The organism is Lelliottia sp. WB101, from assembly GCF_003051885.1.
Taxonomy (GTDB): domain Bacteria; phylum Pseudomonadota; class Gammaproteobacteria; order Enterobacterales; family Enterobacteriaceae; genus Enterobacter; species Enterobacter nimipressuralis.
This window is the reverse complement of the sequence record NZ_CP028520.1, coordinates 468,511-483,713: the sequence shown is the minus strand read 5'-3', so window position 1 is coordinate 483,713 and position 15,203 is coordinate 468,511. Positions and strand designations below refer to the sequence as shown.

Annotated in this window: 12 protein-coding genes and 1 pseudogene; 12 read left to right on the top strand and 1 reads right to left on the bottom strand. The window is 55.9% G+C overall.

All coding sequences use genetic code 11. The features are described from left to right. Positions 1-9 precede the first annotated feature (9 nt). The 12 genes and pseudogenes from amiB (at position 10) to rlmB (ending at position 13,813) form a co-directional block, all read left to right on the top strand. Positions 10-1,353, top strand: coding sequence for an N-acetylmuramoyl-L-alanine amidase AmiB (gene amiB, locus DAI21_RS02225; protein WP_100777898.1), 1,344 nt, complete (start codon positions 10-12; stop codon positions 1,351-1,353). A gap of 9 nt (positions 1,354-1,362) precedes the next feature. Then, a pseudogene (gene mutL / locus DAI21_RS02220) lies at positions 1,363-3,203 on the top strand (DNA mismatch repair endonuclease MutL). Further along, positions 3,196-4,146: a tRNA (adenosine(37)-N6)-dimethylallyltransferase MiaA gene (miaA, locus tag DAI21_RS02215; RefSeq protein WP_100777897.1), complete on the top strand. Its 951-nt coding sequence runs from the start codon at positions 3,196-3,198 to the stop codon at positions 4,144-4,146. The pseudogene mutL and the gene miaA overlap by 8 nt, the downstream one beginning before the upstream one ends. A gap of 85 nt (positions 4,147-4,231) precedes the next feature. Further along, the gene (hfq, locus tag DAI21_RS02210; protein WP_006810391.1) at positions 4,232-4,543 is read left to right on the top strand and encodes an RNA chaperone Hfq; all 312 of its coding nucleotides are present in this window, start codon (positions 4,232-4,234) and stop codon (positions 4,541-4,543) included. Positions 4,544-4,617: 74 nt separating this feature from the next. Further along, positions 4,618-5,898 (top strand): ribosome rescue GTPase HflX, encoded by a 1,281-nt coding sequence (gene hflX, locus DAI21_RS02205; RefSeq protein WP_100777896.1) that lies wholly within the window; start codon positions 4,618-4,620, stop codon positions 5,896-5,898. 60 nt (positions 5,899-5,958) lie between these two features. Continuing rightward, positions 5,959-7,221, top strand: coding sequence for an FtsH protease activity modulator HflK (gene hflK, locus DAI21_RS02200; protein ID WP_100777895.1), 1,263 nt, complete (start codon positions 5,959-5,961; stop codon positions 7,219-7,221). A gap of 2 nt (positions 7,222-7,223) precedes the next feature. Then, positions 7,224-8,228 carry a protease modulator HflC gene (gene hflC / locus DAI21_RS02195; protein WP_100777894.1) on the top strand — a complete coding sequence of 335 codons (1,005 nt, stop codon included), beginning with the start codon at positions 7,224-7,226 and terminating at the stop codon, positions 8,226-8,228. Between the two features lie 71 nt (positions 8,229-8,299). Then, positions 8,300-8,497 carry a DUF2065 domain-containing protein gene (locus DAI21_RS02190; RefSeq protein ID WP_095280484.1) on the top strand — a complete coding sequence of 66 codons (198 nt, stop codon included), beginning with the start codon at positions 8,300-8,302 and terminating at the stop codon, positions 8,495-8,497. Positions 8,498-8,599: 102 nt separating this feature from the next. Continuing rightward, positions 8,600-9,898 (top strand): adenylosuccinate synthase, encoded by a 1,299-nt coding sequence (locus tag DAI21_RS02185; protein ID WP_107702398.1) that lies wholly within the window; start codon positions 8,600-8,602, stop codon positions 9,896-9,898. Between the two features lie 201 nt (positions 9,899-10,099). Continuing rightward, positions 10,100-10,525 (top strand): nitric oxide-sensing transcriptional repressor NsrR, encoded by a 426-nt coding sequence (nsrR, locus tag DAI21_RS02180; protein ID WP_100777892.1) that lies wholly within the window; start codon positions 10,100-10,102, stop codon positions 10,523-10,525. A 38-nt stretch (positions 10,526-10,563) separates the two neighbouring features. After that, a complete protein-coding gene (gene rnr / locus DAI21_RS02175; RefSeq protein WP_100777891.1) occupies positions 10,564-13,011 on the top strand; it encodes a ribonuclease R in 2,448 nt (815 codons plus the stop codon). Positions 13,012-13,081: 70 nt separating this feature from the next. After that, on the top strand, positions 13,082-13,813 hold the full coding sequence (rlmB, locus tag DAI21_RS02170) for a 23S rRNA (guanosine(2251)-2'-O)-methyltransferase RlmB (RefSeq protein ID WP_095280487.1): 732 nt from the start codon (positions 13,082-13,084) through the stop codon (positions 13,811-13,813). Positions 13,814-13,897: 84 nt separating this feature from the next. Here the strand turns inward: rlmB and DAI21_RS02165 are convergent, their stop codons facing one another. Next, complete coding sequence (locus tag DAI21_RS02165; protein WP_107702397.1) at positions 13,898-15,187, bottom strand: MFS transporter; 1,290 nt, start codon at positions 15,185-15,187, stop codon at positions 13,898-13,900. Positions 15,188-15,203: the final 16 nt, after the last annotated feature.

The following is a 15,203-nucleotide window of genomic DNA, read 5'->3' as shown; positions in this document are numbered from 1 at the left end:
GATAACGGGATGATTAATCGCGTTAAAGGTTGGTTGTTGGCCGCCACGGTGCTGCTGTGCGCGCAGGCCGGTGCGGCGAGCTTATCGGACATTCAGGTGTCCAACGGTGATGCGCAGGCGCGTATCACCTTCAGTTTTATGGGCGATCCCGATTACGCCTTTACCCAGGTCGATAAACGTAGCGTTGCGCTGGATATCAAACAGACCGGCGTGATCCAGGGGCTACCGCTGCAGTTTAGCGGCAATAATCTGGTGAAAAGTATTCGCTCCGGCAATGCAAAAGATCCTCAGTCCCTGAGACTGGTGGTGGATCTGACGCAAAACGGCAAAACCCGTGCGGTGAAGCAACAAAATGGTGCTAACTACACCGTGGTCTTTACCATTAATGCCGATGTTCCGCCGCCGCCTCCTCCGCCGCCAGCGCCCGTCGTGGCACAACGTGTAGAGCAGCCGGTGGTCGCGCCGCGTCCTTCTGAACCGGCGCGGAATCCATTCAAAGCGCAAAACGATCGTCTTACCAGCGTCACCAGCAGCAATACCGTGACGCGTCCCGCGGCGCGCGCCCGTGCGGTGTCGTCCGATGAGAGAGTGATCATTGCCATTGATGCCGGTCACGGCGGTCAGGACCCAGGCGCGATTGGGCCGGGCGGTACGCAGGAGAAAAACGTCACGATTTCGATTGCGCGTAAGCTGCGGGCGTTGCTGAATGACGATCCGATGTTTAAAGGCGTCATGACCCGCGACGGCGACTACTTTATCTCCGTGATGGGGCGTTCCGACGTGGCGCGTAAGCAAAACGCCAACTTCCTGGTGTCGATTCACGCGGATGCCGCGCCGAATCGCAGCGCGACCGGTGCGTCGGTGTGGGTGCTGTCAAATCGTCGTGCGAACAGCGAAATGGCGAACTGGCTCGAGGAGCATGAGAAACAGTCTGAACTGCTCGGCGGCGCAGGTGACGTGCTGGCGAACAGCCAGTCCGACCCATACCTCAGCCAGGCGGTACTGGATTTACAATTCGGCCATTCTCAGCGCGTCGGGTATGATGTGGCGACGAACGTGATTAGCCAGCTTCAGCGCGTCGGTGCGATCCACAAACGCCGTCCTGAGCATGCGAGTTTAGGGGTGTTACGCTCACCGGATATCCCGTCGATTCTGGTCGAAACCGGCTTTATCACCAATAACGGCGAAGAGCGCCTGCTGGGCAGCGACAGCTATCAGCAGCAAATTGCCGATGCGATTTATAACGGTCTGCGCAACTATTTTGCCGCGCATCCGCTCCAGTCAGCGCCACAAGGGGGCGCGGGTCAAACCGCCAGCGCCGCCCTGCCTGGCGACATGAGCGCGACCAACTAAGGAGAAATCATGCCGATTCAGGTTCTGCCGCCGCAGCTTGCGAACCAAATCGCCGCCGGCGAGGTGGTGGAGCGTCCTGCATCGGTCGTGAAAGAGCTGGTTGAAAACAGTCTCGATGCGGGAGCCACCCGCATCGATATTGATATCGAACGCGGTGGTGCCAAACTTATCCGCATTCGCGACAACGGCTGTGGGATCAAAAAAGACGAGCTGGCGCTGGCGCTGGCGCGTCACGCCACCAGTAAAATTGCCTCTCTCGACGATCTGGAAGCCATTATCAGCCTCGGTTTTCGCGGCGAAGCGCTGGCCAGTATCAGCTCCGTTTCGCGTCTGACGCTCACCTCCCGTACCGCCGAACAGCAGGAAGCCTGGCAGGCGTACGCGGAAGGGCGCGACATGGACGTGACCGTCAAACCCGCCGCGCATCCGGTGGGCACCACGCTGGAAGTGCTGGACCTGTTCTACAACACCCCGGCGCGGCGCAAGTTTATGCGCACCGAAAAAACCGAATTTGGCCACATCGACGAAATTATTCGCCGCATCGCGCTGGCGCGTTTTGACGTGACGATCAACCTGAGCCACAACGGCAAAGTGATGCGCCAATATCGCGCCGTTGCGGAAGGCGGGCAGAAAGAGCGCCGCTTAGGGGCGATTTGCGGGACCGGCTTCCTGGAACAGGCGCTGGCAATTGAATGGCAGCACGGCGATCTCGCGATGCGCGGCTGGGTGGCCGATCCAAAATCCATGAACGCGGCGCTGGCGGAAATCCAGTACTGTTACGTCAACGGTCGCATGATGCGCGATCGTCTGATCAACCATGCGATCCGCCAGGCCTGCGAAGATAAACTCGGCGCGGATCAGCAGCCTGCGTTTGTTCTCTATCTTGAAATCGATCCGCATCAGGTGGATGTCAACGTGCATCCTGCCAAGCATGAAGTGCGTTTCCATCAGTCGCGTCTGGTCCATGATTTTATCTATCAGGGTGTGCTGAGCGTTTTACAGCAGCAGGCGGAACCGGTATTGCCGCTGGAAGAAGAGAGCGTCGCGCCGCGCCCGATCCCGGAAAACCGCGTGGCGGCTGGCCGTAACCAGTTTGCAGAACCCGCCGTTGCCCGTGAACCCGAAACACCGCGCTATTCCCCGACCAGCCCGGCACCGCGCCCGAGCGGGGCGAATTACCCTCATGCGCCGGGTTATCAAAAGCAGCAGGGTGCGCTTTATAACAAATTACTGGATACTCCGGCCGTAGAGCGCAAAGAGCCCGTGGTGCCAGCGGCCCCGCGCTGGAAGGCCACAGCCAAAGTTTTGGTCGAGTGTTAACCATCATTGCGCCGGATATGGCGCTGATGGAGCGTGACGGGAAACTGGCTCTGCTGGCGTTACCGGTTGCGGAACGCTGGCTGAAGCAGGCGCAGCTGACGCCGGGGGCAAATGCGGCCTGTGCCCAGCCGCTGCTGATTCCGGTTCGGCTCAAAATTTCAGCGGACGAAGCCGGCCTTTTAAACCGTGCGAAAGCGCTGTTGGCGGAAATGGGCATCGAATTTGTGTTAGAGGCACATCATGTGACGATTCGCGCGGTGCCTTTACCCTTACGCCAACAAAATTTACAAAACTTGATTCCTGAACTGATAGGCTACCTGGCGCAGCAAACGACCTTTGATGCCACCAATACCGCGCAGTGGATCGCCCGTCATTTAGCGAGCGACCATCATTCGTGGAATATGGCGCAAGCCATTACCGTATTGGCCGAAGTTGAACGTCTTTGCCCTCATTTGGTCAAAACACCGCCGGGTGGTTTATTACAACGTGTTGATTTAGATTCGGCGATGAATGCCCTGAAAAATGAGTGATGTGAGTAAGGCGAGCCTGCCAAAGGCGATTTTTTTAATGGGCCCAACGGCCTCGGGTAAAACCGCGTTAGCCATTGAGCTACGTAAAGTTTTGCCAGTAGAGTTGATTAGCGTCGATTCCGCCCTTATTTATCAAGGGATGGATATCGGCACGGCGAAGCCAGACGCAGAAGAACTGCGCGCGGCACCGCACCGACTGCTGGATATTCTCGACCCGTCGCAGGCGTACTCCGCAGCGGATTTCCGCCGCGATGCGCTGGCGCAAATGGCCGAGATTACCGCAGCGGGCCGGATACCGTTGTTAGTTGGCGGGACCATGCTCTACTTCAAGGCGCTACTGGAAGGGTTATCACCCTTGCCATCCGCAGACCCTGAAGTGAGAGCCAGAATTGAGCAGCAGGCGGCAGAGCAGGGATGGGGCGCGTTGCACAAGCAGCTGGAGGAAATTGACCCGGTTGCCGCAGCACGGATTCATCCAAATGATCCGCAAAGGCTTTCCCGGGCACTGGAAGTTTTTTTCATTTCGGGTAAAACTTTAACGGAACTGACGCAAACGTCAGGAGAGGCTCTGCCGTATCAGGTGCATCAGTTCGCCATCGCCCCGGCGAGCCGTGAACTGCTCCATCAACGAATTGAGCAGCGTTTTCATCAGATGTTAGCTTCAGGTTTTGAAGCAGAAGTGCGGGCGCTATTTGCTCGCGGAGATTTGCATACGGACATGCCTTCCATTCGTTGTGTCGGATACCGCCAGATGTGGTCATACATTGAAGGCGAGATCTCATACGATGAAATGGTTTATCGAGGTGTTTGCGCCACCAGACAGTTAGCGAAACGCCAGATAACCTGGTTGCGCGGTTGGGACGGTATCCACTGGTTAGACAGTGAGAAGCCAGACCAGGCGTACAATGAAGTTTTACAGGTTGTGGGTGCTATCGCAGACTGAATGTGTACAATTAAGTCGTATCGTGCGCAATTTTTCAGAATCGCAAGGTTCTAAGTACATAACAAGCATATAAGGAAAAGATAGAATGGCTAAGGGGCAATCTTTACAAGATCCGTTTCTGAACGCATTGCGTCGTGAACGTGTTCCAGTTTCTATTTATTTGGTGAATGGTATTAAGCTGCAAGGTCAGATTGAGTCTTTCGATCAGTTCGTGATCCTGTTGAAAAACACGGTCAGCCAGATGGTTTATAAGCACGCTATCTCTACTGTTGTTCCGTCTCGTCCAGTATCTCATCACAGCAACAACGCTGGCGGCGGCACCGGTAGTAACTACCATCATGGCAGCAACGCACAGGGCTCTTCTGCTCCTGCGCAGGACAGCGAAGAAACCGAATAAGGTAACGGGCTGTTTTTCCACACGGGGAGCCAGGTTTCTGCGTTCCCCGCTGATTTATTTTGAGGATAATACGCTTGTTTGACCGTTATGATGCCGGCGAGCATGCGGTACTGGTACACATCTATTTTACGCAAGACAAAGATATGGAAGATCTCCAGGAGTTTGAAGCTCTGGTCTCTTCCGCCGGTGTCGAAGCATTACAGGTGATTACCGGTAGCCGTAAAGCGCCGCACCCAAAGTTTTTTGTTGGTGAAGGTAAAGCAGTCGAAATTGCGGAAGCCGTAAAAGCAACCGGCGCGTCCGTCGTGCTGTTTGACCATGCGCTATCTCCGGCTCAAGAGCGTAACCTGGAAGCCCTGTGCGAATGTCGTGTTATCGACCGTACCGGACTGATTTTAGACATTTTTGCTCAACGTGCACGTACCCACGAGGGGAAATTGCAGGTTGAGCTGGCGCAATTGCGTCATCTGGCCACGCGTCTTGTGCGCGGCTGGACCCACCTTGAAAGGCAAAAAGGCGGGATTGGTTTACGCGGTCCGGGTGAAACCCAGCTCGAAACCGACCGTCGACTGCTGCGCGGCCGTATTACCCAGATCCTCTCACGTCTGGCAAGAGTTGAAAAACAGCGTGAGCAAGGACGTCGTTCGCGAACCAAAGCTGACATCCCAACGGTGTCGCTGGTGGGGTATACCAACGCCGGTAAATCCACCCTGTTTAACCAGATCACTGAGGCCAAGGTTTATGCCGCAGACCAGTTGTTTGCGACCCTTGACCCGACGCTGCGTCGCATTGACGTTGCGGATGTGGGTGAAACAGTGCTGGCGGATACCGTAGGGTTTATTCGTCATTTGCCACACGATCTGGTGGCCGCGTTTAAAGCCACACTGCAGGAGACGCGTCAGGCGACGCTGCTGCTGCATATCATCGACGCTGCGGATGTTCGCGTGCAGGAAAACATCGACGCGGTGAATACCGTGCTCGAAGAGATCGACGCGCACGAGATCCCAACGCTTCTGGTGATGAACAAAATCGATATGCTGGACGATTTCGAGCCGCGTATCGACCGAGATGAAGAGAACAAACCGATTCGGGTCTGGCTTTCCGCTCAGACCGGTGTCGGTGTGCCACTACTTTTCCAGGCTTTGACAGAACGTCTTTCTGGTGAGGTGGCTCAGCACACGCTGCGTCTGCCGCCACAGGAAGGCAGGCTGCGCAGCCGGTTTTATCAGCTTCAGGCGATAGAAAAAGAGTGGATGGAGGATGACGGCAGCGTGGGGATGCAGGTGCGTATGCCGATCGTTGACTGGCGTCGCCTCTGTAAACAAGAACCTACGCTGGTGGACTACGTCGTCTGACCAGATAAAGGTGCACGAGCCTGAAAATTCGCCCTTGCATAACAAATATGGAGCATATACATGGCGTGGAATCAGCCCGGTAATAACGGACAAGACCGCGACCCGTGGGGAAGCAGCAATAATCAAGGCGGCAACTCTGGGGGAAATGGCAACAAAGGTGGTCGCGAGCAGGGGCCTCCTGATCTGGACGATATCTTTCGCAAGCTGAGCAAAAAGCTTGGTGGTTTCGGTACAGGTAAAGGTTCTGGCTCGGGTGGAAATTCCACTCAGGGTCCGCGCCCGCACATGGGTGGCCGCGTAGTGAGCATTGTTGCTGCTGCCGTGGTCATCATTTGGGCTGCCAGCGGGTTCTACACCATTAAAGAAGCTGAGCGCGGTGTGGTCACTCGTTTCGGTAAGTTTAGCCATCTGGTTGAGCCGGGTCTGAACTGGAAGCCAACGTTCGTGGATAACGTGACTGCGGTAAACGTGGAATCGGTACGCGAACTGGCGGCGTCTGGCGTGATGCTGACCTCTGACGAGAACGTGGTGCGCGTTGAGATGAACGTGCAGTACCGCGTCACCGATCCGCAGCACTATCTGTTCAGTGTGACCAGCGCCGACGACAGTCTGCGTCAGGCTACCGACAGCGCCCTGCGTGGCGTGATCGGTAAATACACCATGGACCGTATCCTGACCGAAGGCCGTACCGTTATTCGTAGCGATACCCAGCGCGAGCTGGAAGAGACCATCCGTCCGTACAACATGGGTATCACCCTGCTGGACGTCAACTTCCAGGCCGCTCGTCCGCCGGAAGAGGTCAAGGCCGCCTTCGATGATGCAATTGCCGCGCGTGAAAACGAACAGCAATACATCCGTGAAGCTGAAGCTTACACCAACGAAGTTCAGCCTCGTGCTAACGGTCAGGCGCAGCGTATCCTCGAAGAGGCGCGTGCGTATAAGACTCAGACCATCCTGGAAGCCCAGGGTGAAGTGGCTCGCTTCGCGAAGCTCCTGCCGGAATATAAAGCTGCCCCGGAAATTACCCGTGAGCGTCTGTATATCGAGACCATGGAGAAAGTGTTGAGCCACACCCGTAAAGTACTGGTGAACGACAACAAAGGTGGCAACCTGATGGTGCTACCGCTGGACCAGATGCTGAAAGGCGGTAATGCGCCTGCGGCAAAGCAGGATAACAGCGGAGCAAACAATCTGCTGCGTCTGCCTCCGGCATCCAGCAGCAATTCCAGCGCCAATACCACGTCTTCTTCAAGCGATGGTGACATCATGGACCAACGCCGTGCCAACGCACAGCGTAACGACAGCCAGCGTCAGGGGGAATAACGATGCGTAAGTCAGTTATTGCGATTATCATCATCGCGCTGGTCGTACTTTATACCTCCATCTTTGTGGTGAAAGAGGGTGAGCGCGGGATTACCATGCGCTTCGGTAAAGTCCTTCGTGACGATGAAAACAAACCACTGGTCTTTGAACCGGGTCTGCACTTCAAGCTCCCGATGATTGAATCAGTGAAAATGCTCGACGCTCGTATCCAGACGATGGATAACCAGGCCGATCGTTTTGTCACCAAAGAGAAAAAAGACCTGATCGTCGATTCTTACATCAAATGGCGTATCAGCGACTTCAGCCGTTACTACCTGGCAACCGGCGGCGGTGACGTCTCTCAGGCCGAAGTGCTGCTGAAACGTAAGTTCTCTGACCGTCTGCGTTCTGAAATTGGTCGTCTGGATGTGAAAGACATCGTGACCGACTCCCGTGGTCGTCTGACCCTGGAAGTGCGTGATGCGCTGAACTCCGGTACTGCGGGCACGGAAGACGAAGTTGCGACGCCAGCAGCGGACGATGCGATTGCTAAAGCGGCTGAGCGTGTTCAGGCTGAAACCAACGGCAAAGTGCCGGTGATCAACCCGAACAGTATGGCGGCGTTAGGTATCGAAGTGGTCGATGTGCGTATCAAACAGATCAACCTGCCTGCGGAAGTGTCCGAAGCGATTTACAACCGTATGCGCGCTGAGCGTGAAGCGGTTGCCCGTCGCCACCGTTCACAGGGTCAGGAAGAGGCTGAGAAACTGCGCGCGACAGCGGACTATGAAGTGACGAAAACGCTGGCAGAATCCGAACGTCAGGGCCGCATTATGCGCGGTGAAGGCGATGCGGAAGCCGCGAAACTGTTTGCCGATGCATTCAGCCAGGATCCGGATTTCTATGCCTTTATCCGTAGCCTGCGTGCGTATGAAAACAGCTTCCAGAGCAACCAGGATGTGATGGTGCTCAGCCCTGACAGCGATTTCTTCCGTTATATGAAGACGCCAGGCAACGCCACGCGATAAACTCATTCTCGTTTGAGTTATCAAACCACCGCTCTCAACGGAGCGGTGGTTTTCTTTTATCAGGAGCTAAAATGAATTCCACCATCTTGCTGGCGCTTGCTCTGGTTTTGGTGCTCGAAGGCCTTGGCCCGATGCTTTATCCGCGCGCCTGGCGTCGAATGATCGCCACCATGACCCAACTGCCGGATAATATTTTACGTCGTTTTGGCGGGGGTCTTGTGGTTGCAGGAGTGGTGATCTACTACATGTTGAGGAAAACGATTGGCTGATCAAAAAGTGGTCTGATTTGCATTATATTGAGGGCAAAAAGTGCTGTAACTCTGAAAAAGCGGTGGTAGAATCCATTTTTAAGCAATCGGTGATTTTGAAAAATGGGTAACAACGTTGTCGTACTGGGCACCCAATGGGGTGACGAAGGTAAAGGGAAGATTGTCGATCTTCTGACTGAACGTGCTAAATATGTTGTACGCTATCAGGGTGGTCACAACGCAGGCCATACTCTCGTAATCAACGGTGAAAAAACCGTCCTCCATCTTATTCCATCAGGCATTCTTCGTGAAAATGTGACCAGCATCATCGGTAACGGTGTTGTGCTGTCTCCTGCTGCGCTGATGAAAGAGATGAAAGGCCTGGAAGACCGTGGTATCCCGGTTCGTGAGCGTCTGCTGCTCTCCGAAGCCTGCCCGCTGATCCTCGACTATCACGTCGCACTGGACGTGGCGCGCGAAAAAGCACGTGGCGCGAAAGCTATCGGCACCACCGGCCGTGGTATCGGCCCTGCTTACGAAGATAAAGTTGCTCGTCGCGGTCTGCGCGTTGGCGACCTGTTCGACAAAGCCACCTTCGCTGAAAAACTGAAAGAAGTGATGGAATATCACAACTTCCAGCTGGTGAACTTCTACAAAGTAGACGCCGTTGACTACCAGAAAGTACTGGATGATGTCATGGCGGTTGCTGACATCCTGACCGGTATGGTTGTGGATGTGTCTAACCTGCTGGACCAGGCGCGCAAACGTGGCGATTTCGTCATGTTCGAAGGCGCGCAGGGTACGCTGCTGGATATCGACCACGGTACCTATCCGTACGTGACCTCCTCTAACACCACCGCAGGTGGCGTGGCGACCGGCTCCGGTCTGGGTCCACGTTATGTGGATTACGTGCTGGGTATCATCAAAGCTTACTCCACTCGCGTGGGTGCAGGTCCGTTCCCGACTGAGCTGTTTGATGACATCGGCGAGTTCCTGTGCAAGCAAGGTAACGAGTTTGGCGCGACCACCGGTCGTCGTCGTCGTACCGGCTGGCTGGATGCGGTTGCAGTGCGTCGTGCAGTGCAGATCAACTCCCTGTCTGGCTTCTGCCTGACCAAGCTGGATGTGCTGGACGGCCTGAAAGAAGTTAAAATCTGCGTGGGCTACCGTATGCCGGATGGCCGCGAAGTGACCACCACTCCGCTGGCCGCTGACGACTGGGAAGGCATCGAGCCGATTTACGAAACCATGCCAGGCTGGTCCGAAACCACCTTTGGTGTGAAAGAGCGTAGCGGTCTGCCGAAAGCCGCGCTGGACTACATCAAGCGTATTGAAGAACTGACCGAAGTGCCGATCGATATTATCTCTACCGGCCCTGACCGTACCGAAACGATGATTCTGCGCGATCCGTTCGACGCATAAACCTCGTTCTGCCTGGCGGCGCTACGCTTGCCAGGCCTACAAAACGCTTCTTAAGCCGGATAAGCAACGCGTATCCGGCTTTTTAGTTCCTCTTTCCCCCTTTCAGTCAAATAAATTAGCCGCTAAGTATCTGGCTGGTTTATCATCAATAGTGAATATCTCTGCGGTTAGACCGCGTTTTTCCCTTTTCCTGAGGTTGATGTGCAGTTAACGAGTTTCACCGATTACGGCTTACGTGCGCTGATTTACATGGCGTCGTTGCCACAAGGACAGATGACCAGTATCTCTGAGGTGACAGAGGTGTACGGCGTGTCCCGTAATCATATGGTCAAAATAATCAATCAACTTAGCCGTGCGGGATACGTAACTGCCGTCCGCGGGAAAAACGGGGGGATTCGTCTCGGAAAACCTGCGCAGAGTATTCGTGTTGGAGATGTGGTACGTGAACTGGAGCCATTAACTCTGGTGAACTGCAGCAGCGACTTCTGCCACATCACCCCCGCTTGCCGCCTGAAAAAGGCGCTTTCTACGGCTGTGCAAAGTTTTCTCAAGGAACTGGATAACTACACGCTGGCCGATTTGGTTGAAGAGAATCAACCGCTATATAAATTATTGCTGGTGGAATGAAGAAAATTTCCACCGGAGCTGACAACGGAGGAACCGACATGTCACATGATCCTTTCCAGGAACGCGAAGCAGAAAAGTACGCGAATCCTATCCCAAGCCGCGAGTTCATCATCGAACACTTAACAAAACGCGAAAAGCCCGCCAATCGTGAAGAACTTGCCGTTGAATTAAACATAGAAGGCGAAGAGCAAATTGAAGCCCTTCGTCGCCGACTGCGCGCCATGGAGCGTGATGGCCAGCTGGTCTTTACGCGTCGCCAGTGCTACGCGCTGCCGGAACGTCTCGACCTGCTCAAAGGCACCGTCATCGGCCATCGCGATGGTTTCGGCTTCCTGCGCGTCGAAGGCCGCAAAGACGACCTGTATCTGTCCTCTGAACAGATGAAAATGTGCATCCACGGCGATCAGATTCTGGCGCAGCCGTTAGGGGCTGACCGCAAGGGCCGCCGCGAAGCGCGCGTCGTTCGCGTGCTGGTACCCAAAACCAGCCAGATCGTCGGGCGTTACTTCACCGATGCAGGCGTGGGCTTTGTGGTGCCAGACGATAGCCGTCTGAGCTTCGACATCCTGATCCCGCCGGAAGAGGTGATGGGCGCACGCATGGGCTTTGTGGTGGTGGTCGAACTCACCCAGCGTCCAACGCGCCGCACCAAAGCGATTGGTAAGATCGTGGAAGTGCTGGGCGATAACATGGGCACCAGCATGGCCGTAGATATGGCGCTGCGTACGCATGAAATCCCTTACGTCTGGCCGGCTGCGGTTGAAAACCAGGTCAAAGATCTGAAAGAGCAGGTCCCGGAAGAGGCCAAAATCGGCCGCGTGGATCTGCGCGATCTGCCGCTGGTAACCATTGATGGCGAAGACGCCCGCGACTTCGATGACGCCGTCTTCTGCGAGAAAAAACGCGGCGGCGGCTGGCGTTTGTGGGTGGCGATTGCTGACGTCAGCTATTACGTCCGCCCCAACACCCCGCTGGACAGCGAAGCCCGCAGCCGTGGTACATCCGTGTACTTCCCGTCGCAGGTTGTGCCAATGCTGCCGGAAGTGCTCTCCAACGGGCTGTGCTCCCTGAACCCGCAGGTTGATCGTCTGTGTATGGTCTGTGAAATGACCATCTCCACCAAAGGGCGCTTAACCGGCTATAAATTCTATGAAGCGGTGATGAGCTCGCACGCGCGCCTGACATACACCAAAGTCTGGCACATGCTGCAGGGCGACCAGGAGCTGCGCGAGCAATATGCGCCGCTGGTCAAACATATCGAAGAACTGCACAACCTCTACAAAGTGCTGGACCAGGCGCGCGAAGAGCGCGGCGGGATCTCCTTTGAGAGCGAAGAGGCGAAGTTCATCTTCAACGCTGAGCGTCGTATCGAACGTATCGAGCAGACGCAGCGTAACGATGCCCACAAACTCATTGAAGAGTGCATGATCCTGGCAAACATCTCGGCGGCGCGTTTCGTTGAGAAAGCCAAAGAGCCTGCGCTGTTCCGTATTCACGATAAACCGACCACTGAAGCGATTACCGCGTTCCGTTCGGTGCTGGCGGAGCTGGGCCTGGAACTGCCGGGTGGCAGTAAACCAGAGCCGCGCGATTACGCCGAGCTGCTGGAGTCCATCAGCGATCGCCCGGATGCGGAAATGCTGCAAACCATGCTGCTACGCTCCATGAAACAGGCGATTTACGATCCGGAAAACCGTGGTCACTTCGGCCTGGCGCTGCAGTCTTATGCGCACTTTACCTCGCCGATTCGTCGTTACCCGGATCTGTCACTGCACCGCGCCATTAAATATCTGCTGGCGCAAGAGCAGGGGCATAAGGGCAACACCACCGAAACGGGCGGCTACCACTATTCCATGGAAGAGATGCTCCAGCTTGGTCAGCACTGTTCCATGGCCGAACGTCGCGCCGACGAAGCAACACGTGATGTGGCGGACTGGCTGAAGTGTGACTTCATGCTGGATCAGGTGGGCAATGTCTTTAAAGGCGTCATTGCCAGCGTCACCGGCTTTGGCTTCTTTGTGCGTCTCGACGAGCTGTTTATCGACGGCCTGGTCCACGTCTCCTCGCTCGATAACGATTACTACCGCTACGATCAGGTTGGTCAACGCCTGACGGGTGAATCCGGCGGCCAGACTTACCGTCTGGGCGATCGCGTGGAAGTGAAGGTGGAAGCCGTTAACATGGACGAACGTAAGATTGATTTCAGTCTGATCTCAAGCGAACGTGCTCCGCGTAACGTCGGTAAAACCGAGCGCGAAAAAGCGAAAAAAGGGTCAAACGGTAAAACCGGCGGCAGACGTCGTCAGGCGGGCAAAAAGGTGAACTTCGAGCCGGATGCCGCGTTCCGTGGTGATAAAGGCAAAGCAGCGCCAAAACCACCAAAAGCGAAGAAAGAGAAAGGCGCGAAAAAACCGTCCGCCAAGACCCAGAAAATAGCGGCCGCGACCAAAGCGAAGCGTGCTGCGAAGAAAAAAGTGGCGGAGTAACACTCCCTCACCCTTTGTCGGCCGGGCAAGCGTAGAATTGCCCGGCAAAAGCAATTAATGAGAACCATCAATGAGTGAAATGATTTACGGCATCCATGCGGTGCAGGCCCTGCTGGAGCGCGCTCCGGAGCGTTTTCAGGAAGTGTATATTCTGAAAGGCCGCGAGGATAAACGTCTGCTGCCGCTGATCCATGCGCTGGAAGCCCAGGGCGTGGTGATTCAGCTGGCGAGCCGCCAGTTCCTCGACGAAAAAAGCGAGGGTGCCGTTCACCAGGGCATTATCGCGCGTGCGAAACCGGGCCGTCAGTATCAGGAAAACGATCTGCCGGATCTGATCGCCCAGCTCGATAACCCGTTCTTCCTGATCCTCGACGGCGTGACCGATCCGCACAACCTCGGCGCATGCCTGCGTAGTGCAGATGCGGCAGGCGTACATGCGGTGATTGTACCGCGCGACCGTTCTGCGCAACTCAATGCTACGGCGAAGAAAGTCGCCTGTGGCGCGGCGGAAAATGTGCCGTTGATCCGCGTGACCAACCTGGCGCGCACCATGCGTCAGCTGCAGGAAGAGAATATCTGGATTGTCGGCACCGCTGGCGAAGCAGACCATACCCTTTATCAGAGCAAAATGACCGGCCGTATGGCGCTGGTTATGGGTGCTGAAGGGGAAGGGATGCGCCGTCTGACGCGCGAGCATTGCGACGAGCTGATCAGCATTCCGATGGCGGGCAGCGTCTCGTCTCTGAACGTGTCTGTGGCAACGGGTATTTGCCTGTTCGAAGCGGTGCGTCAGCGCGGGTGATTTTTTGTGCCCGGTAGCGCTTCGCTTACCGGGTCTACAAAAACGTCCAGGCCGGGTCAGGCGAAGCTGCCACCCGGCCAAACACTACTCTTCTAAAGACCGCAAATGGTCATCTCTATTCAGCGTCATCAGCGCGACAATGCTCACCACTGCTGTTGCCATCACGTAATACGCTGGAATATCCAGATTCCCCGTCTGCTTGATCAACCCGGTGATAATCAACCCCGCGCAGCCAGAGAAAATGGCGTTAGACAGCGAATAGGCCAGACCCAGCCCGGTATAGCGCACGCGCGTCGGGAACATCTCCGACAGCATCGCAGGCCCTGGCCCCGCGAGCATCCCCACCAGACCGCCCGCAATTAACACCACCATCGCTTTTACCGCCAGGGTGCTGGATTCTGCCTGCAAAATTTTCAGCAGCGGAAGGGCGAGGATCAGCAGCAGCGCGGTCGCCATCACCATCACTGTGCGTCGCCCGATGCGGTCACTGAGTATTCCTGACGGGATAATCGTCAGCGCAAATCCGATATTCGAAATCACCGCAATCAGCAGCGCCTGGTTAAAGCCCGTATGCAATGCGGATTGCAGATAAGTCGGCATGATCACCAGATAGGTATACCCGGCGGCTGACCAGACCATCACACGGCCAATCCCCATCACAATCGCTTTCAGCGTGGCAGCGGTGTGCGCTTCGGCGACCACCGGTTTTTCCTTCTGCTGCACAAAACTCGGCGTCTCTTCCATGCTGACGCGCAGCCACAGGGCGACCATGCCCATCGGCAGCGCGAGGAAGAACGGAATACGCCAGCCCCAGTCATGCAGCGCGTCCGGCGTCATCACGACCGAGAGCAGTGCGACGATGCCAGCGCCTGCCAGCAGCCCAAGTGCCACGGTAAAGGATTGCCACGCGCCGTAAAGCCCCCGTTTGCCGCGCGGGGCAAACTCGGTCATCAGCGACACGGCACCGCCGTACTCGCCGCCCGCAAACAGGCCCTGCAAAATGCGCAGCCCGGTAATGATCAGCGGTGCGGCAATGCCGATGCTGGCGTAAACCGGCACCATGCCGATAGCGGCCGTTGCGAGCGTCATCAGCACCAGTACGATAATCAGCGTCGGCTTACGGCCAATGCGGTCGCCGATGCGGCCAAAAACCACTGCGCCGAGCGGGCGGAAGAAGAACGCGATCGCAAATGAGGCGTAGGTGAGGAGCAGGCTGGTCATCCCCGCTTCACCTTCCAGTTGGAAGAAGTTCTTCGCAATGACGGTCGCCATAAAACCGTACACCGCGAATTCATACCATTCGATGAAGTTGCCAATCGAACCTGCAATTAAAGCGCGCTTGTGCGCATCCGGCGCACGTTGGGAAGATTGCATAATGATTCTCTCTCGG

What these genes read in the sequence shown, in the direction of transcription:
- rnr (WP_100777891.1), top strand. Translation starts at nt 10,564, where the DNA reads ATGTCACATGATCCTTTCCAGGAACGCGAAGCAGAAAAGTACGCGAAT.
- miaA (WP_100777897.1), top strand. Translation starts at nt 3,196, where the DNA reads ATGAGTGATGTGAGTAAGGCGAGCCTGCCAAAGGCGATTTTTTTAATG.
- hfq (WP_006810391.1), top strand. Translation starts at nt 4,232, where the DNA reads ATGGCTAAGGGGCAATCTTTACAAGATCCGTTTCTGAACGCATTGCGT.
- rlmB (WP_095280487.1), top strand. Translation starts at nt 13,082, where the DNA reads ATGAGTGAAATGATTTACGGCATCCATGCGGTGCAGGCCCTGCTGGAG.
- DAI21_RS02185 (WP_107702398.1), top strand. Translation starts at nt 8,600, where the DNA reads ATGGGTAACAACGTTGTCGTACTGGGCACCCAATGGGGTGACGAAGGT.
- amiB (WP_100777898.1), top strand. Translation starts at nt 10, where the DNA reads ATGATTAATCGCGTTAAAGGTTGGTTGTTGGCCGCCACGGTGCTGCTG.
- DAI21_RS02165 (WP_107702397.1), bottom strand. Translation starts at nt 15,187, where the DNA reads ATGCAATCTTCCCAACGTGCGCCGGATGCGCACAAGCGCGCTTTAATT.
- DAI21_RS02190 (WP_095280484.1), top strand. Translation starts at nt 8,300, where the DNA reads ATGAATTCCACCATCTTGCTGGCGCTTGCTCTGGTTTTGGTGCTCGAA.
- hflK (WP_100777895.1), top strand. Translation starts at nt 5,959, where the DNA reads ATGGCGTGGAATCAGCCCGGTAATAACGGACAAGACCGCGACCCGTGG.
- hflC (WP_100777894.1), top strand. Translation starts at nt 7,224, where the DNA reads ATGCGTAAGTCAGTTATTGCGATTATCATCATCGCGCTGGTCGTACTT.